This window comes from Flavitalea antarctica (genome assembly GCF_054461535.1).
Genome location: NZ_JBTLQG010000004.1, coordinates 239,253 through 259,276 on the forward strand (window position 1 = coordinate 239,253; position 20,024 = coordinate 259,276).

The 20,024-nt window shown below is 39.0% G+C and carries 20 protein-coding genes; all 20 read right to left on the reverse strand.

Annotated features, from left to right (window positions below):
* Positions 1-2: 2 nt before the first annotated feature.
* Positions 3-1,634 carry a hypothetical protein gene (locus ACX0G7_RS06860; protein ID WP_458922691.1) on the reverse strand — a complete coding sequence of 544 codons (1,632 nt, stop codon included), beginning with the start codon at positions 1,632-1,634 and terminating at the stop codon, positions 3-5.
* Between the two features lie 9 nt (positions 1,635-1,643).
* Positions 1,644-2,447, reverse strand: coding sequence for a glycosyltransferase family 4 protein (locus ACX0G7_RS06865; RefSeq protein WP_458922692.1), 804 nt, complete (start codon positions 2,445-2,447; stop codon positions 1,644-1,646).
* Positions 2,448-2,865: 418 nt separating this feature from the next.
* Positions 2,866-3,405: an acyltransferase gene (locus tag ACX0G7_RS06870; RefSeq protein ID WP_458922693.1), complete on the reverse strand. Its 540-nt coding sequence runs from the start codon at positions 3,403-3,405 to the stop codon at positions 2,866-2,868.
* Between the two features lie 43 nt (positions 3,406-3,448).
* Positions 3,449-4,135, reverse strand: coding sequence for a TylF/MycF/NovP-related O-methyltransferase (locus ACX0G7_RS06875; protein ID WP_458922694.1), 687 nt, complete (start codon positions 4,133-4,135; stop codon positions 3,449-3,451).
* 47 nt (positions 4,136-4,182) lie between these two features.
* On the reverse strand, positions 4,183-5,358 hold the full coding sequence (locus ACX0G7_RS06880) for a glycosyltransferase (protein ID WP_458922695.1): 1,176 nt from the start codon (positions 5,356-5,358) through the stop codon (positions 4,183-4,185).
* 21 nt (positions 5,359-5,379) lie between these two features.
* Positions 5,380-6,609 (reverse strand): glycosyltransferase, encoded by a 1,230-nt coding sequence (locus tag ACX0G7_RS06885; RefSeq protein WP_458922696.1) that lies wholly within the window; start codon positions 6,607-6,609, stop codon positions 5,380-5,382.
* A 29-nt stretch (positions 6,610-6,638) separates the two neighbouring features.
* Positions 6,639-7,868 carry a methyltransferase domain-containing protein gene (locus tag ACX0G7_RS06890; protein WP_458922697.1) on the reverse strand — a complete coding sequence of 410 codons (1,230 nt, stop codon included), beginning with the start codon at positions 7,866-7,868 and terminating at the stop codon, positions 6,639-6,641.
* On the reverse strand, positions 7,865-8,788 hold the full coding sequence (locus ACX0G7_RS06895) for an NAD-dependent epimerase/dehydratase family protein (protein ID WP_458922698.1): 924 nt from the start codon (positions 8,786-8,788) through the stop codon (positions 7,865-7,867). The genes ACX0G7_RS06890 and ACX0G7_RS06895 overlap by 4 nt, the downstream gene beginning before the upstream one ends.
* Positions 8,785-9,315, reverse strand: coding sequence for a dTDP-4-dehydrorhamnose 3,5-epimerase (rfbC, locus tag ACX0G7_RS06900; protein WP_458922699.1), 531 nt, complete (start codon positions 9,313-9,315; stop codon positions 8,785-8,787). Before rfbC ends, ACX0G7_RS06895 begins: the two co-directional genes overlap by 4 nt.
* On the reverse strand, positions 9,312-10,322 hold the full coding sequence (locus ACX0G7_RS06905; protein ID WP_458922700.1) for a glycosyltransferase family 2 protein: 1,011 nt from the start codon (positions 10,320-10,322) through the stop codon (positions 9,312-9,314). Before ACX0G7_RS06905 ends, rfbC begins: the two co-directional genes overlap by 4 nt.
* A gap of 36 nt (positions 10,323-10,358) precedes the next feature.
* Positions 10,359-11,123, reverse strand: a complete 765-nt coding sequence (locus ACX0G7_RS06910) for a class I SAM-dependent methyltransferase (RefSeq protein WP_458922701.1) — start codon at positions 11,121-11,123, stop codon at positions 10,359-10,361.
* 27 nt (positions 11,124-11,150) lie between these two features.
* Positions 11,151-12,179 (reverse strand): glycosyltransferase family 2 protein, encoded by a 1,029-nt coding sequence (locus ACX0G7_RS06915; RefSeq protein WP_458922702.1) that lies wholly within the window; start codon positions 12,177-12,179, stop codon positions 11,151-11,153.
* An 11-nt stretch (positions 12,180-12,190) separates the two neighbouring features.
* Complete coding sequence (locus ACX0G7_RS06920) at positions 12,191-13,201, reverse strand: glycosyltransferase (RefSeq protein ID WP_458922723.1); 1,011 nt, start codon at positions 13,199-13,201, stop codon at positions 12,191-12,193.
* Complete coding sequence (locus ACX0G7_RS06925) at positions 13,201-14,403, reverse strand: glycosyltransferase family 4 protein (RefSeq protein ID WP_458922703.1); 1,203 nt, start codon at positions 14,401-14,403, stop codon at positions 13,201-13,203. The genes ACX0G7_RS06920 and ACX0G7_RS06925 overlap by 1 nt, the downstream gene beginning before the upstream one ends.
* Positions 14,400-15,326: a glycosyltransferase family 2 protein gene (locus tag ACX0G7_RS06930; RefSeq protein WP_458922704.1), complete on the reverse strand. Its 927-nt coding sequence runs from the start codon at positions 15,324-15,326 to the stop codon at positions 14,400-14,402. The genes ACX0G7_RS06925 and ACX0G7_RS06930 overlap by 4 nt, the downstream gene beginning before the upstream one ends.
* Entirely contained in the window at positions 15,319-16,413 is a 1,095-nt protein-coding gene (locus tag ACX0G7_RS06935) for a glycoside hydrolase family 99-like domain-containing protein (RefSeq protein ID WP_458922705.1), read from the reverse strand. The genes ACX0G7_RS06930 and ACX0G7_RS06935 overlap by 8 nt, the downstream gene beginning before the upstream one ends.
* Positions 16,414-16,572: 159 nt before the next feature.
* On the reverse strand, positions 16,573-17,406 hold the full coding sequence (locus ACX0G7_RS06940; RefSeq protein ID WP_458922706.1) for a glycosyltransferase family 2 protein: 834 nt from the start codon (positions 17,404-17,406) through the stop codon (positions 16,573-16,575).
* Positions 17,376-18,188: a glycosyltransferase family 2 protein gene (locus tag ACX0G7_RS06945; protein ID WP_458922707.1), complete on the reverse strand. Its 813-nt coding sequence runs from the start codon at positions 18,186-18,188 to the stop codon at positions 17,376-17,378. Before ACX0G7_RS06945 ends, ACX0G7_RS06940 begins: the two co-directional genes overlap by 31 nt.
* Before the next feature lie 2 nt (positions 18,189-18,190).
* The gene (locus ACX0G7_RS06950) at positions 18,191-19,045 is read right to left on the reverse strand and encodes a DUF5672 family protein (RefSeq protein ID WP_458922708.1); all 855 of its coding nucleotides are present in this window, start codon (positions 19,043-19,045) and stop codon (positions 18,191-18,193) included.
* Positions 19,046-19,084: 39 nt separating this feature from the next.
* Positions 19,085-19,942 (reverse strand): class I SAM-dependent methyltransferase, encoded by an 858-nt coding sequence (locus ACX0G7_RS06955; RefSeq protein ID WP_458922709.1) that lies wholly within the window; start codon positions 19,940-19,942, stop codon positions 19,085-19,087.
* Between the last annotated feature and the right edge of the window lie 82 nt (positions 19,943-20,024).

The following is a 20,024-nucleotide window of genomic DNA, read 5'->3' on the forward strand; positions in this document are numbered from 1 at the left end:
AATTACTTGCGGGCCTTTGACCCAACTTCCCAGGCTTTTTTGATCAGTGAATGAGTAGGTTCGTCTGGATACCAGCCACGAAAAAGGAGTATGTTACCTTCTTCGACAGACTGAGTTAGTTGTTTCAGGTTCTGGGCGGAAGTGCCTTTGAGCCCTTCTGAAACAGTAATCACTTTAAAAGCATCAGGGTTAACATCCTTTATAGCTTTCTCTACTAACAATGACTGTTCAGTTTTCAAATCAGTGTATGGAGCACTATAATTGAAATACTGAATATTTTCGTGCTCCGGGATCAAGAGTACGTCCGGGATCGCTTCGTGAACCAAACGGAATACTTCGGCGTTCATAAGCCTTGACAAAGGATCCAGGTTTGAATCTACATAAAAGATAGTGCACCCCCACCGCTTTTTCGCGTAATTTATTTTATTAATTAATGTTATTGCAGGGTTTGCGACTGGTATATGTTCAATCCGGTTTCCTTTAAATACTATAGAGTCGGGCCGGATGCATATACCCGTTTTATAACCTTCCTTTTTGAAAATGGCAAAAAAATCATCTGCTACCGCGTTCATTTCCGGAGCCAGCCTTGAAATTAGTTCCGGCGAGCCAACATATGTTAGTGGATGTGGAAACTCCTGTCCCTCAATATCCCAGACAATCATTCCCTGTGCATTGATATTTTTTAGATAGACAAGGCTATTCCGGGCATATTTTAATGTATTTAACTTGAATTGCTGACTTCCATTTTTCGATATGATGTCAACTTCTTCTGCATTATAGATAACCCAGTTTCTTGGGTTCTTTTCTTTCCTTAAACCGGAATAGGAGCCAAGAAAAAGTTCTGCGATAGGCCTCCTGTCCTCCCATGTTAATGAGGAAGGTTGATTTACACGATAATTTTGAAATGCTTTCGAAGCAACTGTGTTGAGGCTGAGATTTGGTTTTACGAACTTTACCGCCATTGTATAAGTGAAGGTTTTCCCGGGTGCAAGCCTCAACTCAGCTTCCGGATTAAATTCTGTCATGCCATTAAAAGGGATGTTTCCATGCCATATTCGATATAAAGCCCCGTTAGTGTTGTTCTCTTCAAGTAAACCCATATATACTTTCTTACTTCGCTCCGGGTTTTCGATAACAATGTCAAAATTCCCCAATTGCGCACTTATCGCCGCAGGAGTATTTATGTTATTGCTATAATAGGGATAGGATGGCTTGAAGTTCAGGGGCCTTTTACCAACATTGAGCGAGAGTGGGCAAAAACTCAGACCACAAAGCGTATCGCTGCTATAATTAAGAATAGTAAATTTTGCATTAAGTGTATCTTTTACCTGTCCATATTGCACGACTACAGAACCCCAGGTGAAAATTGAAGTGAGCTCTTTTTTTTCATCATTCCAGCTTTGTCGTTGCAAATGAGACCATTCAAATATTGGTTTACCGCCCTTTTGAATCCTTTTGACTACCTCAGCTGAAAAACCACGACCAAGAGCACTATTTATATTTATTAATTTTACATTGCCATAAGTTAATTGCGAAATTCCCACAGGTGCGGCATACACAATTTTTAAGTTTTGAGCTAACAAAACTGGAAGGTTCAAAAACAAATACAAAAGGCAAATAACAGTCTTTCTCATATTTGAAATCTAAAAATTTGTGAACACAAAATTCCGGATATGATTTTCGTGGGCTTGCCAGGTAAATTGAAGTGCTGTTGCTCTTGCGCATTCGCGCATTTCTTGAAATTCCTGATTACTCAGATTTCTCAGGGTTTCTATAGAGCTCCTGATAGCTTTGGAATTTCGGATAGGAACAAGAAATCCGTTTTCTTTGTCACGAACGAGTTCGGCAGCGTTCGTGTTTGGTGTTGTGATCACGGGAAGACCTGCACCCATCGCTTCAACCGTAACAAGACCAAACCCTTCTAAAACACTAGGAAAAACCAAGGCATCGTAATTAGTATAAATTTTGAAAAGCTCATTCTGACTTAATCCTTTTGAGTATTGATAGCGATCCGAATATTTTCTGAAAGCGTTACCTGATCCAAAAATATTACCAATAATATGTAGTTCCACTTCATTTTTAGAGAATCCCTCCATGGCTTCTAATAGATATTTCAAGCCTTTACGCTGTGTTATTCTGCCCGCATAAAGCAATTTTAAAGGCCGCCCGGAAAGCGGCGGTTTCTCTTTTTTATAAGTAATTCTCCCAGCATCGAATCCCAGGGGTATTACTGAGATTTTATCTTCTGAGACATTATCATCAATTAATGTTTGTCTAAGGAATGAAGATATCGCAATGACCTTCGAGGCGATATGCGGTTCTTCAACCAGCCTTGCTTCATATGTTGCAGGGAATGACGAAAAATCTATACTATCTGCCCATTCAGGATGGAGAATCGCTTCCTCATCCAAAATTCTTTTTGCAAATGGAAGGTGTGCAATAGTCATTTCACAAATTGATACCTTGCCTTTTTCATTTGCTTTCCTGATACACTGTAATGAACTTCCCTGGAAACCCCAGAAAACATCGTAGTTAAGGCTGGCTATTTTCTTACTTAAGGATTTGTCAAATTGAACATCCCGCTGGAATATTAGCTCATTTACCTGTTGAGTATTCCCTTTGAATTTACGGTATAATATTTCTTTTAACTCGTACTTCCAATTTGCATCCACATAGGGTTTGCCTAGTCCGGAGAGAAAACGTTTCGACCAGAAAGTCAAACCTAGTTTTTCCACTGCTGACTGCACCCTGAGATTTGAAATATAGCTGCTGGTATAGAATGTTTTTAATAAGCCTATATTTTTCAATGCTTGTGCCACATGATACGAATGCTGTTTACCGGAATGCGAAAGGATAATGGAATTGCTATTCAAAGATTGGGTTATATTTTAATTGGTAAGTTAAATCGTTGTTCCGGCGCCTGACAAACCGTGCCGGGTTCCCTGCAATAATATCATTTTGCGCTGTGCTTTTAGTTACAACTGATCCCGAAGCAACAACAGTGCCTTCAGAAAGTCTGACACCAGGAAGAACAGTAACGCCAGATGCTATCCAAACATGATGACCTACGAAAACATCGCTGCCATAAAGTTCATGGTCTGGCGAATCAGGCTGATGGCCCAGTGTCCATATTCTTGTATAGGGACCGAGATCAGCATCATGCTCAATAGTTATCTGGTAGCGCCTGCAATCAAGAAGGCAATATTGATTAATAACTGCGCGTTGCCCTATTTTAATTTTCCAGAAATTTAAAAGTCGAACATGCATTAAGACAACACAATCCTTATGAATATTCTTGTTGAAGAAACGTAAAAACGTTTTGCGGACAAAATGAGAAGGGAAGTGGGTGAGGAGATTATTATAAAAATAATTAAGAAATGAGCCAAAGTATAAATTCCACCTCATGTTACTATATTATTTAAAGCTGACAATTGCCTGCCCATATACCTTAATATTTAATTATCAGCGCCTGACCTGAAATAAGATATAATGAGTAACATCCCATTTTTTCACAAAATTCATCCACTGCTTTCTTAGCACCGGGACAAGACGGTGCACCATAATCATCAAACAAGATTGCACCACCGGGAACAAGTTTAGGGTAAAAAAAATGGCAGCAATCCAATACAGATGAATATATATCCATATCACAGTGCACCAGGGCAAATTTCTTTCCGACTACCGGATTTGCCGTCGCCGGAAAAAACCCCTTATGAAATTGTATGTTTTCAAGACCATGAAAAAGTTTCTGAACAGATTCTAACGACGTATCATGAAAATCCCCGGCATGATGTTGATCCTTTGTCGGGTCAGTCTGTGGCATACCTTCAAATGTGTCAAACAGATGCAATTCAGTACCATGTTTTTTACTTTTTCCAAGTAATAAAGCAGTTCCTCCTTTATAAACCCCACACTCAGCAATGTGCCCATCAATCCTTGCAGTTTTTATGGCCAATTGCCAAAGTGTAAACAACTTTTTTCGATCAACTAAAGTCACATTCACAACTGAACGGTATATTTCAATAAAATCAGCATCAGTTTCCCAGGGAATAAGAGGGTCCGGATCTCCCAAATGAGTTTTAAAGGCAACAATATCATAGCCATACTTGCGAATGAATTTTTTGATCTTATTCATTTATCAGGTTGTTTTTGAAAATATATAAAGTGATGGAATGGATCAGATCAATTGTTATTGGCAGCTTCAACAGCCGCAGCTTCCAGGCGGCTAACATTTTTATTCCATCCAGCATACTGATAATAAGCTTCCCAATCAGGACTAACAGGATGATATATCAATTTTTGCATGCCTTCAACTATCGCATCTTTTGAATCAGCTGTTACTACTTCTCCCAGTTTATACTGTTTAACAGATCTTACTAGTGGACTTTCCGCACCTGAAGCTAATACTCTTAGTCGCGAGGCAGCCGCAAGATTTAACACTCCGCTTTGTGAGTGAAAGCTTGAAGAATAAGTCAATGCAACAAAATCTGCACTCCGGAAAAAATTGCCAAGTTCGTGATCGGGAATAAATTCATTGAGGAAAAAACATCGCTCACTTACCCCTAACTGTTCAGCAAGATCTTTGTAAAAAGCGATAGGTTTGTCATGAACTGATTGTGGCTTCCCTGCGACCACAAGGAAGGCATCTTTTACTTCTAATAACGCATTTAAGAGTAGGTCTATATTTTTGTTATCCCGTATGTAGCCAAAAGACAAAAACACTTTTTGTTCGGGTGTTGCTTTCCATTCATGTCTCACTTCGTCACTTGGACGGGTAGCCTCAGGGAGATCATACACCCCAACCGGCACCTCGACTAACTTTACTTTAGATGGAATTTGTGCTTTCTCTGACACGGTGGAATGAATGAGGCCTATATCTATAAAGGAATAGCCGCTTTTTATTGACAATTTATGCCACCAAAGAGGTCCAACTATAAAGTCCCGGACAGGATCATGGAGGTTAACTACACAAATCGAATTCCTCATTTTCAAAGCAAGCCTTAAAGGCCACGCCCACAAAACTGCCAGATATTCACGGTAAGAATCTATCAAAACGGTTGTTGGCTTCAATTTGACTGTATATATAGCAAGGGAAAAGTAATTCATGCAAAGAACATACACCTGCATTACCCTCTTTGCCAAAACTGATCTCGAATTAGCGGGCATATCCCTTAACACATCGAGAACCGTAAAATCCTTCATTTTCCCTGGCAAAAACTTTTTGGGAGCTAAAAGATAAACGATTTTTCCTTTCTCATGCAGCGTCCTGGCCTGGTAATAGATATGCTCCGCAAGTCCACCTTCAGATGAAGCACTAAAAACCAGGTAATTTGTTTTAGCTACTGTTTTTTTTGACACAATCCCTTTTTGAATGGCAGGTTATTGCCACACTTTTTCTAAATATTTTTGAGCTGAATTTACTTCCAATGCAATTTGTTTTCTTTCGCATGCTGCCCTGCCAAGTTCTGAGTTGTGCTCAATGCAATATTTAATCTTTTGGGCAAGATCTGCGCTATCCCCGTCTTTAACCGTAACTCCGGCACCAAATTCGTTAAGAGCCCAGGCCAGCCATGTGTTTTCTGTTACTATCATAGGCAAACCAGCACAAGCAGCCTCAATTGCAACACCAGAAAGGCGGTTGAAATAAACCCTCCTTCGGTAGGGTAAAACTATAAAATCGGCTTGCTGTAAATATTTCTTATAAGACTCCTCATCAAGAACATTTTCAAGCAACTGCACCTGTTTCGCACTTCTTAGTTTATCCGAAATCGGCACAGGACGTCCATCATAGTCAGTTGTCGGAGTGGACCACTGTATAATGAACTGTGCTTTCAATTCTGGAGATTCTGCAAGCAATTGCAGAATTGCATTTTGTAAAACATCTATACCCTTGTCAATTACTGAAACACCAAGAATAACAAAGGTGGTATCTTGTTCAACTTTCTTATGATTAGTCGCCTTCATTTCAAGAGAAGCTTGTAAACCCGAGGCTGGACTAGGAAACACACGGAACGGCACACCTGAAAGTCTCTCATATTCTTTACACGTTATCTGACTGTCACCAGCAAGAATCACACGACCTGCTTTAACCTCGTCCATAAAACCCTTGAGTATTTTCCCAATGAACCTGGATGAAGTCTTGAATCCGAAGTCACTAAAGTCTTCATTGTAAATTGCCTCACTTGTGAGCAAAAAAAGAATTACTCTTTTAAAATCCTTACCCATTCTTTCTTTGCACAGTTTTTTCCATGCCAAAAGGTGATGAATCCTTACAGCTGGCAATAAAATACAATCTACCGGTCCTGTCGTTTTCAACAATTCCCGGGTCTGGCGGTAAATCCGATAATTGTGGAGAAAGACCGACGCATATCGCAGCCAACTCTGCCTGTAATCATAGATACCGGACCAGTTATTGTGAGTATACGCAGGATAAACATTGAACTCTTCTTTAATTGTAGGATCGATCATATTGTTTCCAGCAACCAAAACTTCTACTCCCTCCTTAATGTGAATTTCCCTTATAGCTTTTATCCAACTATAAAAATGTCCTTTATAATCGATCAAAGCTTCCTCGCAAATCAGCAGCCGTTTCCCTGTTAAATCTTCCATTGCTCAAATTTGATCCCGTCCGGAATTTATTACTTTTCAATAATCCTAACGATGGGATGCGGTACTATGAACTTTCCACCATTTTTTAAGTATGTCGAATATTTTTGCCGGAAAAAATCTAAAAAATTCCAACTCAACAAAAGATAATAATCAGGTTGATTAATAAGACTCTTCTCTTCAACAATTGGAATATGTGTACCCGGAGTAAGTTTGCCAATTTTGAATTGATTAACTTCCGTAGCCAATTCAACAAGGTCCGGACCTATGTTGCAATAGTTTAATAGGGTACTTCCTTTTAGGGGAGCACCAAGAGCATAAACTGACTTCCCTTCGTTTTTCAATTTGTTCAGTAAACCAATAAGTTCACCACGGTTTGCCTCAACCTTTTTAGTAAAATGATGATATGTTTCGATTTTGTCAATTCCAGCTTTTTTTTCTGCTTCAAGCGCTTCTTGAATTGATGGACTGGTTTGATGTATCGAATCAGCCAGACCGACATAAAGGGCAAAAGATCCTCCATGTACATCATAATAATCCACATCGAGCAATCGCATTCCATGACGCTCAAACGCTTGTTTCAGGGGAGTGATGCAATGCATCATAGTATGTTCATGATAGAAATGATCAAACTCAAGTTTCTCCAGAACATCTTTCATATACACACATTGTGTAAGGAAGACTGATTTTTCATTCATTACAGTTTTCAACCCAACAATAAAATCATGCAAATCAGGTATGTGATAAAAAACTGCTGTTGCAGTAATCAGATCGGGTTTAATATTTAATAATTTAATTGCCTTCGCTGTGTCGCCGTTCCAAAAAGTTTCACAAACAGTAATTCCATTTTCACGACATAGTCTGCCTGTTCGCCCCCCCGGATCCACGCCTAGTACCCGCATCCCCTTTTCCCGGAAAATGTTGAGCAAGGTTCCATCATTCGCACCAATATCAATTACAAGTGAATTCTTTTCTAATTCATATTTGAATATAGTACGCTCCACCATTGACCGAAAGTGACTTACTACCGGCATATTCACGCCGGTTATATAAGGATGATTGGAAAACATAAACTCCATTGAAGGAAATTCTTCCAATTGTACCTGCCAACATTCTGTACAAACATCCATTGCAAATGGGAACTTTAATTCCCGCTCTTTTTCGGATTCAGCTGGGAAATGGTTTCCATTAGGTTGATCACCAAGATCAATAAATCGTTCAAGGGCAGCAGAGCCGCAGTTCATACAACTGATGTTTTTCATTTTCTTTGTAAATTTTGATACTCTAGTTCCCACCATTCGCAGGTTTCAATTATTCTATCTTTAAATGTTATTTTACTCTTCCAACCGGATTCCAAATTAAGCCTACCGGTATTGGCGATAACGGCATCAGGAATACCGGTACCTGATTGAACTGCGTCAAAACTTATTTGCCCTGAACGCTGATAAACCTCCGCAATAGCAGTGATAACATCTCTTACTGTTATAGCTTGGCCACTTGCTATATTAACAGGACCGGTAATATCTGAATGAAGCACATGAGCAATCGCATCTCCAACATCGCTCACATGTAAAAAATCCCGCAAAGACGTTGCTGCATCAAAAGCCAGATTTTCACCATGAAGTAAACGTAGACAAGTTTTTGGTATAAGCCGTTCAGGATTTTCGCCCTGACCAAATGGATTGAAAAATCTTGCCCATACGAACGAAACCTTATGCTGTTCGAAATATTTCGTAAGCGCCCAATAGAGAGCAAGTTTTGAACCTCCATATAATAATAAAGGCTCCAATTTTGTTTGCAATTCGTCAAGGGGCTGATTAGAACTCCAGTCATATTCGGCACTCGTACCTGCAAACAGACAACGGATACCACCGTTTTTTATAAAGATTTTTGCGATGGAAAGGTTTGCTGTAAGCCAATCAAGATTTGTTTCGTCTTTCCAATAACTGCCCTGGCCGGTACACCAGGCGAGCTGTATGAGAAAATCTGGTTTTATTTTTTTAAATAACTTATTTACGGTTTCTATATTTAACAAGTCAGCCTGATGCCAAAGAATACCATCATCCCCGGTAGGTATAGTTTGATTGAAGGTCGCATGAACTTCAATCCCCTTATCTCTGTAAGCATCCAGAACTGCCCTGCCAATGAAACCTGAACCACCTGTAATCAGAATCTTATTCATGTTAAAAAATCGGGCGCAAATTTATCCTTTTCTGAAAGAATAGGGTTAGTCACTGGCCAAACAATCTGAAAAGCCGGATCATTCCATCTGACGCAACCGGCAGAGCCAGGATGATAGTCCCCAGCGATCAGATATGAAATCACGGTATTGCTGTTCATCGTGACAAAACCGTGTGCACATCCGGCAGGTATAAAGATCGATTGCCCGTCGAATGATGATAGTTCGAATGACAGCCATTTTCTATATGTGGATGAATCCTCTCTAAGGTCTAATATTACATCGTAAATTCTTCCAGACACACAGGTAATAAGCTTTGATTGGCTATGGGGCTCTTTTTGATAATGAAGACCACGCAAGGTTCCTTCCTGAATATTATATGAAAAACAGGAATTGGATGGATAAAAATTGATGGAATTCCTTATAAACTGTGTACTCTCCCAGGATTCAGTAAACATTCCCCTATTATCTTGAAAAGCCCTGTCTGTAACAAGAAAAGCGCCTTCAATATCTAACTTTTTAAAGTTCATTTTTGCGTAGCATTGTAACCGATTTCTTTAATCATGTTAAAGTGGGTCAATCCCGGATTAGCAGGCATAAAAGCAGGTATATAGTCCTGCGAACCGACAAACTTTTTCCGGATTTTCAAGTAATAATCAAATAGGAAAACCAGAACATTTTTGAAGGGCAGCCTGATATGATTGTATGAACAATTATTATCCAGGATGTTAAAGCCCTGTTTCCGACAAAATTTCAAGTGTTGTCTGACATGAGAGGCCAACGCGAGCCTTGTGCCAAATTGCAAATCATTTATTTTATTGTCAAATAAATGACCGGTTATCTCAAGATAATTCGTCCAGTCGTTAGCTCTCTGAGAGGAGCTCGTACCCGATGAAGTAATCTTATTCATATTGTGTTCCCTGTAAAAAACAAGGCATTCTGGAGTATGAATCGATTTTGCACCGGATAATAGTATCCTGACAAAATATTCACTATCCTCTGAAGGCATCAGATCAGTTCTATATCCCCCGGTATTCTCGATTATAGATCTTTTAAACAAACAATTCTGAAATACAAGACTCCAGCCTGAAAGATACCATTCAAGCATTGATTTACTATTAGGTACTGGCTGTGACTGTAACACATGGTCAAGGAAATTCATTTCCTGGTTTTGAATATTACATCGAACCCAGGGACAATAGGCAAAATCAGCCCCCGAAATCCGCAAAGCTTCAACCTGCACTTCAAGCTTATTCTTACTAGCAAGATCATCACTGTCCATAAACTGGATAAAATCACCTGCTGATGCCGCAAACCCGGTATTTCTCGCTACCCCCGGCCCCTGATTGGTTTGCCGGATTAGCTTCACTCTATCGCCAAAGCTTGCCACGGTCTTAAAAGAATCGTCAGTGGAACCATCATCTACTACAATCACTTCATAAGGTGTCAAGCTCTGCATAAACATATTCTCCAAAGTCTCACCAACAATGGCCGAACGATTATAACATGGAATAATAACTGATACTTTTTCTTTCATATACTGTCCTCTAAACCTGGTGCCAATTAAATCACGTCAGTTGTATGCTTCTATATAAAAGCTCTCCTTTTCCCGGTATAAAGGTTCAATAGTGTGAATATGTGGTAGAGTAGTTTCATGTACTTTTTTCTCAACGCCCGATTTGAAACCCGCATCCCGGCACAACCTGATTGCGCTTTCTGCATCGTAAAACCATTTATGCCCATTATGCCCATCATAAGCTTTGTGAATAAACAAGTCACCGTATGAAGTGAGCCCTTCATAATTCACAAATCTGCTTATTAAGGGGTGGTTAAAAAAATCATCATCTCTGTTCATATAAGCAGTAGCATATTTGCGAAGATCGGGGCAACTTATACGTAAGATGCCGCCGGGAGCCAAAATCCTTTTGCATTCCCTGAGAATCGTAAGCCCATCCATCCTGGAAAAATGTTCCAGGAAATGACTCATGTTTATTCCTTTTATAGAATTGTCACGAATCGGGATACCATTCATCAGATTATAGTTAAGAGTAAAAGCATTATTAAATTTCCTTGTTTCTGTTTTAAAGTGATGGTTGGTAAAATCAAAATGATAATGAATTCCTGTACTTCGTTTACGAGGTACTCCATAAAATTCAACTGGCGATAAATGTATCACCAGGTAATCTTCAACAGGTACAGCTCCACCAACTTCAAGATACTGAATGGAATTTTTTTTTATCAGGTTTTCCACCAGCTTGCAGGTGGTGGTATGAGGGATCATTCCTTTTACGATAGGTGTTATTGCTTTGTATACCGAATGTCTGCTAAATATTGCCATTGTATTATGCTACTTCTTATTTCAATTTCAATTGTAAATTATTTCCCGGCTCACACTCAGTTTACGCATGCCTCTTTTGATAAAAAAAGCTGTTAAGTTTTGTGGTGCAAGGTTTAGCAATAGCCAGTAAGCAAAAGCTACAACCTTATTTTTAACCGAAGCGGTCTTTATTTCCTCGGATTTTAACCATAGTTTATGGAGGCTTATGCCATTTAAATTGGAAGGCAATTTGAGGTTACCGAATCGCTTTGCGATAACTACCGTTTCCAGCGTTCGGCGGTCGAAAGGGAACTGGTAATCTTTATGCCTGGTGTTTTGCCGAATCAATTGAGTTGTGCGAACCGCCACCCTTAATAAAATCTCACCATTCCTGGCTAACTTTTGTTTTGTAAATCCTAAACTATGGAAGTTATTATGAGGATGGATTCTGTAATAACCTACAGGAGTTGTTGTCTGAACTATTAATCCTTCAAAAGGAGCAAAGCTGCACAAGAAAAAGTCAGCACAAAGTCTGTATTCATCTTCAGGCATGGGCATGCACTTTTCCATCATACTGCGATGGAAAATATTTCCGGTTGTAGGGGGCCAGTTGTAGCCCCCTTTGGATACGACCTCTTCGACCACAAATCCTGAAGAAAGGATCGAAGATGGATAAAGATTGTTGGTCCTTTGACCTTCCCCTTTTACAATATATAATGGTGAGTGAATTTTTGAAATTTTTCGTATATCGGATTCGTTACCTGCTATCGCCTCGATTACAGTCTTAACACCATCCGGCATCAGAAAATCGTCGGCGTCAACGAACCAAATCCAATCACCGGTAGCCTCGGCATAGCCCCTGTTAAAAGCGGAAGCCTGACCCCCATTCTCTTTGTAAATGATTTTAACTGTATCGCGGAATCCAGCCAGAATGTTCCGGGAATTGTCTGTGGAGCCATCATCAACAACAATAATTTCATGTGGCTTATGAGTCTGATTCACAATACTAGTGATCGCATCATTTAGGAACCTGCCGTAATTATAGTTATTTATGATTATGCTTATCGTGTTACTCACTTATTCAAATTCTAATGAACATTAGTACCCGGCTTCATCAATCTTTGATTTAACAAGCTCACCTTTGCTATTTCCGCATCAAACCGGTTACGCTGATAGGCCAATTCCATGAAATATGCCCTTAAAGAAACACCTTCCATTTTTTGTTTTAGCGTCTTATTCTCAAACATTAAAACGCTTGCCATCTTAGGAAGAAGCATAATCAAAATTCTGGCCCAGATGAAGGATTTGTCAATATCCATCCTGTTCATAATATATTCATAAGCCGACAAAAATACATTGGCTTTTCCTATCCCTTTGTGAAGCCTCGTTAAATATTCTATGGATAGCCTTTCCTTTGGAATAAAATGCTGAAAATAAATTTCATCGATATAATAGATCTGGTATCCCGCCATTCTGAATACAAAACAAATCTCAAGGTCGCCACCAGAACTCAAATCAGTTCCCTTTCTGTCGGACAATATACTTTCGAAACCGGCTTCAACTATTTTATTCCAGGCTTTCCGGCTAAGAAACATCCCAGCACCGGTGACAAAACCTGATTTAGATTCAACACAGCCGGTTTGCCCTGCAGACTTTCCTACAGCAAATGGCCTTTGAAAATCGTCAAACCATATGGGCTTTTCTGTCTCGAAGACTGGTATTCCTCTACCACCGCAAACGCCAATTTGTGGGTTTGTTTGCATGACAGAAAAACATTTCGCTAAATAATCCTCACTTAGCCAATTATCATCGTCACAAAATAAGATGTGATCAAAAGTCGCCTGGGCAACCCCTTTTTTTCTTGCATTAGTCAAACCTGGAACAGTTTCACTTACTACGGTAAACAAACATTTTTCGTGGAAGAGGTATTTGTAAGATTGTGCGACTTCCCATGTTTGATCCCGGGACGCATTATCAACTACTATTATTTCCCAGCCGAAGTCACCTTCTATATGTTGATTAAGCAGGTGTTTAAATGTAGCTGGTAAACGCTGACTGCTGTTATAACAACAAATTATTACAGAAACACCCCTAAGCATCACAACAACTCAGCATATTTTTTCTCCATCAGACTGCCGATGGTCTGATTGTTATATTTGTTAAGCACTGTTTGCCTTGCGTTAGATCCAAATTTAACTCTTAAGTCAGGGTCTTCAAGCAAGCAAATAATAGCATTTGCAAGGGCTTTTGGATTGGTTGGATTAACCAGAAAACCTGATTCGCCATTTCTAATCATATCTGACATACCACCCTGATTACTGGCTACTATAGCACGCCCCGCTGCCATCGCTTCAAGGCACACGTTCGGAAAGTTTTCCCATATGCTCGGGAAAACGCATACATCAGTCGCAGCAAGTATATCCGGAATTTGATGCGGTTTCACCTCGACAAATTCGATTCGTGTTGAAAATTCACCAAGATAGCCCAGGATATAATCTTTCATACTCAAACCCGTGATATGCGATTGTTGGGAAGCGCCAATTAAACGGAAAACACAATCTGGCTTTTTTTTCATCACGTACTTCATTGCCGGTAATAACTCCAAAATGCCTTTTCTGATTTCAAGACGGCCAATAAAAGAGATGTTGAAAGTTTCAGTTTTTTTTATAGAAATTTTCAAAAAGTCCGTTCCAGGTACAAACGGATAAGGAACGTGAGAAATTTTATCTGGTCTTATTTTCCATCTTTTTGCAACAATACTCTTCAATGAAACTGATGGGCTATGAATCTGATTAGCCAGGCAGGTAATTTTGTAATCAATATCAGCTTCTTTTCGTTTTTCCCACTTCCAAAATGGATGGCTAAATTTCCCCTTCCTAAGCCCTCCGAGCATATACCTTATTTTTACAAGTCCTGTGACATGAGCGTATGTAAGCTCGTGTATAAGAAAGCGGGGTGTATGTAGTTTCACTACCAAAGGTAAATCAGGAAAGCATTCCTTTATTTTTAATGCATCACCGAAATACTCGGGCGATTCTACCAGGTCAAAGGGATCTACCACATGAATTTGAGTGAAGTTTTCGGCAACCTTCGTATGAAAGCTTTCCCTTTTGTCACATTTCACACGGTACATGCAAATTCCATCGACGACTTCCAGGTGATCCTCGCTTAAAGTAGCACAGAATACAGATACATCATGTCCACGATTTACAAGCAATCGTGAAACCTGGGCGACATAGGTGGAGATTCCACCAAATGCGGTATCCGGTGGGTATTCGTAACTAACAAAGGCTATTCTCAAACCTCGAAACGTTTAGGTGATATGTAAAAAGAAGCGACCAGTAAAGGTGAATAAACTGAATATGGTAATGACCTGAATCCAAAATCGAGATGCATTAAAATTGAACTGCGTGGTTTCTTATTTATGTGAAACTTATAATAATATTTGAGAAGTTCGAATGACTCTTTTTTAAGAACGTTTTTAACAACCCATTTATACACTTTCATCATTTCAAAGTTCCGGTCATAAGATATGAAAGCCCGCGTTGTAGATGGGTGGTCACGCCAAAAATTAGTCGCGTCGATGCTGTAACTGACGGTTCTTGCATGTTTAAGAACCTGTAACCAGAAAAGCCAGTCTCCACAGTATTTGTACCTCTGAACGTTCCCAAGATATCCAATCACTTCCGGACTTTTGAGAAAGATTACACTACTTGCATTGCAAATAAAATTCCGCTTGATAAGATAATCCCTGAGTTCGCCGACCGCTGGACATGTGTAACTATTGTTCCATTTATCCTTGCTTAAATCATCAAGCCACCAGTGCAAATCTCTAAGAAACCCGCCATTTTCGTCAACCTGAACTGATTTACAAAAAAAAATCTGGGACCCGTCTCTGGCGATTGATCTTAAGCCAACGTCCAAAAAATTTAACGTGACAAAATCATCGCTCTCTGCAATCCAGATATATTTCCCGGTAGCGAGGGATAATCCTTTCTTCCATTGTGCAAAGGCGCTTCCTGAATTGTTTGTATTATAAACTATTGCTGCAACTTTTGAATTTTGCCGATAAGATTCAATTATTGTTTTGCTATCATCAGTCGAACAATCATCAAGTATTATAAGTTCAATATCTTCGAATGACTGCGCCAGAATGGAATCAATGCGTTGTTTCAGGAAACGCGAATGATTATAGTTTGGAACTATGACAGAAACTTCAGGCATATTTATCAAGGACTGCTTTAGTAGCTTCTAAATATTTCCGGCCAAATTTTGAACAGGGCTCCAAATGATTTCCCTCCGCCCATTCATTCCAGGCATTAATGAACAAATAATTTCCATAGTTTTTGTTGCGTAAAGTCATTGAAGCTACATGATCCAGCCAGCTGGCATAAAGTGCCGGTGTTGACCCGTGGAAAATTGTTGCACCGCTATTCCTCCTGGCAGAGTTGTCCCACATTGGGCAGACTGCTTTATAAACATATTTTTTTTCGGAATCAGTGGCCATTATCCCATTTATAAACTTTTCGTATGACAATAACAGGTTTGAATAATGGGCAGATTTACGTATGTTAAGTTTGTTTAAGACCTTTTCTTTGAAGCTGGGCATTTCAGGAACAGGCATCCGGGAAAAATCGGGTTGAAACTCCATTGCACAGTCAAAACCAAGATCTAAAGGGTTGTCTTTAAATCCAAAGTTCTGCACATAGCCGAGATATAAATCCGGGAAACCCTTGTTGCGTGCTTCATTTCTCCAGATGGAAACAGTACGCTTGATATCAGGAAAAAGTGAAGGACGGTAAATCATAAAAAATGGCTTGCCTTCTACTTTTATGTACCTGTTGTCAACGAAAAAATTGTCAATTAAAAACCTGATATGTTCGATATCATCCTGGTCTGAGTGATTCTGTTCAATCAAGACTTCCTGATCCTTTCCGTCCCAACGTCGGGTCCAGTTTTCGTTGGCCCAGCACAACATAAATGGAAAATCAGGTGATGTCGATTTCAAAAGCATATCTAAAGGCTCATGAAGTAATCGTTTACCATTGAACCAGTAGTGATAATAACAGAACCCATGTATACCATAACTCTTAGCCAGGGCCGCTTGTTCATTTAATGTCTGTTGAAGCCTCATATCATAAAATCCGAGATCCGCGGGCAATTGAGGTTGATAGTGTTCTTTAAACAAGGGTTTCGCCTTCGTAACATTTGTCCATTCTGTAAAACCTTTACCCCACCATTCATCATTCTCCGGAATAGGATGGAATTGAGGTAAGTTTATAGCGATCGCATTAATACGAGTCTCTGTCATTACTATTACACATTTTTAATACTAACAAACACCAGGAGAAACTTTAATTCCAAATTATACTAATTCGTTCCTGACACATCAACTCTACTTTTCTTAAATGGGGGTTAAGTGGCTTAAGCGGTAGGAAGCGGAAGATATTATTCATTCTGAAATCAATCGTCAAATGACTTTTAGTTTATGTAGAACTCTATATATGAATTTAGAACGAAGCTTTTGGAGAATAATAGCATTTTGACCCGATTCTCTTTTTAGATAATCAATTTCAAAACTGAGATTTATCGGGTTCCCGAGCTCCCGAACAACGAAATCAAAATGTTTCTTACAAATGTAGTTGCCGATTTCTTTTAGTTTGTTTTGATCAAGGCTTCTTAACATCGATTCAGGCCGGATCCTATAAAAAAATCCGACAAAAGGCAACTTAACAACATCACCACCATCCTTCAATATATTGATCCAGAACTCCCAGTCTTCAGAACCAAACTTCAACTGTTCATCATATCCGCCAGCTTTCACCCAATCGACTTTTCTATAAACAGCGCTACAAAATATCATGTTTTCCCTCGCCAGTTGTCTGAGTGTGAAGGGGGGCAGAGTCCATTTGCCAGTTTTGCCTTCAAATAGTTCCGCATCGCAATAGACCACTTTAACCCGGGGATCATTTGCAAAAGCTACCAGGGCAGCTTCCAGGTAATGGCTGTGGATTTTATCATCGGCGTCCAACGGTAATATATAAGTGCCTACAGCATGCTGGACACCGTAATTACGTGCACTTGAAAGACCGCCATTGGCTTTTTTTAGATAATGTATACGCTTGTCAGATTTGACAAATGTTTCGGACACCTGACCGGTGTGATCATTAGAGCCATCATCGACGATAATACATTCCCAGTTTTGATAGCTTTGTGCAATAACCGACTCCACTGCCTCAGCCAGAAATTGTGCATGATTGTAACAGGGGACAATTATCGAAACAAGTTCCTGATGTTTTTCCATCTTCTACGTAAGGAGTGTGCTACAGCTTTTTTTATGGATATGATTTCAAAACTCACTACGGGAGTTAAATTCATTTCTTTGTAATCATCAATGAAGCCCGCGAAATAGCGATTATAAACGATATCTTTCTCTTCAATAACTAAACTTTCATTTACAATGTTCGAGCTAACACCATCCATATTAAAAACACTGATACTATATGGTATTCGTCGATATCTTACCTGATGTAGAAAAATGGCTTTCAATGAAAACTCCCAATCAGAAACTATTTTAAAGTTTTCACTGTAAAATCCTATTTGCTCAAATAAAGATCGTTTTATAAAAGTAGAAGGGTGAGGAAGTGATTCCAAACCATGAAAAAAGTACTTAAAAGTCAATTTGTCTGGATATCTCTTTTCGTAATAAACTGTATTATCCTTTTCAAGGAACATATCACCGTATACAATGTCGTCGTCGGTTTTCATTTCCTGGCAAGCATGCATCAATATGTCCTTTGAGGCGAAGTAATCGCCTGAATTTAAAAAAAGAATATATTCACCACTAGCTTTAAGAACCCCTTTATTCATTGCGTGATAAACGCCTTTGTCTTTTTCGCTTACCCAATGTTGGATTTTTTGTTTGTTATTTTTTATCAAGTCTACACTGCCATCCGTTGATCCACCATCTATCACTATGTATTCCGTATTGTCAAACGTCTGGCTCATCACGCTCATCATAGTTTTAGACAAGCCACCAGCGTTATTTAAATTAACAGTGATAATCGTAAGAAATGGATCTGACAAGTCTAGCTTTTTGATGATGGTTTGATAAAATCTGACCAAAATGTCGGATCATATTTTTCCCATCCGTGACAACCAAATGGAAGGACTTTTCCTGTCATTTCGTACAAAAGGGCTGGTTGATTTTCAAAACTGAAAAACATCGCTATAGATGGGTCCGCAACTATAAAATTCGGGAAGGCACCAGGTACTATCTTAGCAAAAAAATAGTCTTCATTATAGGCAAAAGCTTTGCACTTTTTAGCGAAATAATCAAATGAAACAAGCTCAGCAATACCATCGCGACTAACATTATACAATAGACTTAGCGTCGCTGAAATATATTTAAATGGGATGCGTTTCAGCAGATGATTGCTATATATTGAATTTATAATGAACTCCAATTTCGATATAATATGAAGAATTTTCAATATTTTATGCACATTTCTTAACGAGAACCCACCATTTCCGGCACCAATAATTTTTTTGTTAGGACCGACCCAACCTTCAAACCACGGAGCACCAATATAGTCGAAGCCTCTGCCACACCAAGATTCCAGCTGATCTTCAAACACATAAGAGTCTGTTTGAGCCACAAGAAGATAATTATACGCTAGAAATCTTTTGTAGAAACCAATGGAAAGCATTAATCGATTGTAACCTGCAATGTTGCTAAAGAAATCCTTCTCAAAACGCTCAACAATGACAGTTTTGTTATTGTTATCGGCAATGAGCATATAAGGAGAGATATCAAGACCTTCAGGACACACAAGACATATAGGATGTTTTCTTAAAGTCTCAATACAGCGGCAGAAGGAGCTCACATCAGTTAATGATGGCGAAGCTTTGTATATAGGGATAATGACAATGACTGAGTTCATCTGGCGGAACAGAAACGATTATTTTCAACACAATTGTTATTAAAACATTCCCTTTATAAATCTATACGGCGCCGTAATTAGCTTTCCAATTTTAAAAGATCGATCGTTATAAATTGAATCGATCAGTTTTTGCTGATTGGTAAGCTGGCGAGTATAATTATCAGTTATTGACTGGACCGTAGTTTCCGAATTAAAAAAGCTGTTTTTTATAATCGAGGTGTCTATCGGCGCATCGGAACATATAGCTATGTTATACAATGGATTAGTTAACTGATCTGACTCAGATATATCTTTAATATTTCCCGAATACTCGCGAAAGTTTGCCTTGTTATCACAGTTATTGTCTAAAAGTATTAGAGAGCCGTAAACCGTTTTCTGTGAAAGGAAAATAAAATGCTTGAAATATCGAGATAGAAGAGCTTGAAATTGTTCTTTATACAATTCCTTGATGTGAAAAGGATTATTATATTCTGGGATGTCTGAATAATTTTTTTTATCAGGAGAGGAAATGATCAGCATGCCATTGTCATTTAACACACGTTTTACTTCAATCATCATCTCTTCATGTTTGTCATGATGTTCGATAGTTTCAAAACTTGTGACAACGTCCACAGAAGAATTTTCAATGGGCATATTATCAGCTGAACCAACCTGGTAGCTCAGATTTTGTGCAATATATGTCTGCTTCGCAAATGCTACAGCTTCGCCAGATAAATCAACCCCGATAATGGAGCTAGCAAAAGCAGATAGGTAGTGAGTTCCATACCCCTCGCCACTAGCAATATCTAAGACTATTTTGTTTTTGACCAGGGGTGCAGCGATAGCATATCTATGATAGTGTTCTGCAGCCCAGTATTCTTTAATATCACTATGCAGGCGTTCACCTGTTTTTTTCATCTTTATAATTTTATGATGTTCGCTCTTTCCAAGTCGTAAAAGAAGAAGCGTTTGAAATTGAATTATTCTTAAAAATTCCTAC